We start from the raw sequence: 803 nt of genomic DNA, 5'->3' as shown, positions 1-803 counted from the left end.
TTCAATGATGCTTATTTTAAGCAAATTTTGATATATCATTCTAACTTTATCAATAACTTAAACTCTATATCCAACTCGGATAGCGAACGCTGGCAAAACAGCCATCTGACGGCAGATAAAATCATCACGAACAGTGAGGAGGGCGACTTAACCCTTGATGCGGCGAATCTTAAAGCAAAACGTTGGGAAGCGGATATTCAGAATCTGACAATCACGAGCCGTCAAGATACGGAAAAATACGAATCGAAACAAACGGGTGCGAGTACAAGCGGCTCGGTGGCGTATGGTTCGGGCGTTGGGGTCTCAGTGAATGGGGCATACAGTAAAGCGAAAGTAGATTATGCGCAAGTCAATGAACAAGCCGGAATTAGTGTCGGCGAGGATGGTATAGATGCCAATATCCACAACCATGCTCAACTGAATGCTGCCATCATCGAAAGTAGCGCGGAGGAAAGTAAAAACCGCTTTAAAGCCAAATCGATTTCTACAACAGATATTGAAAACCGCAGTGAGATAAAAACCGAAAGTGCGAGCGTGGGTGCAGGCACGGGAGGCATCAACCCGATGCAGGCGATAAGCTCCACCTTAAGTTTATTAGGCAACACCAATGAAAGCGCGCGCAGCACCACCAAATCGGCCATCAGCAGCAACATTCAGATAGAGACGGAAACACCGGAAAATCTGACCGCACTTTCACGGGATACGAAGAATGCGAATCAACGTGTTGAAAAGCAAGATTTACAAAAAGTGCAAGAACGCCAAGAAATGGCGAAAGTGATAGGCGACATCACGAACAACGCGAT

At 45.7% G+C, this 803-nt stretch carries 1 protein-coding gene; it reads left to right on the top strand.

Annotated elements, in window-relative coordinates:
- The coding region (locus HMPREF9065_RS09800; protein WP_021617000.1) for a hemagglutinin repeat-containing protein at positions 1-803 on the top strand (803 nt) is incomplete at both ends.

It is taken from the genome of Aggregatibacter sp. oral taxon 458 str. W10330 (assembly GCF_000466335.1).
GTDB lineage: Bacteria > Pseudomonadota > Gammaproteobacteria > Enterobacterales > Pasteurellaceae > Aggregatibacter.
Note: the sequence above shows the minus strand (reverse complement) of the source record. Positions and strands in the feature narration are given on the sequence as shown.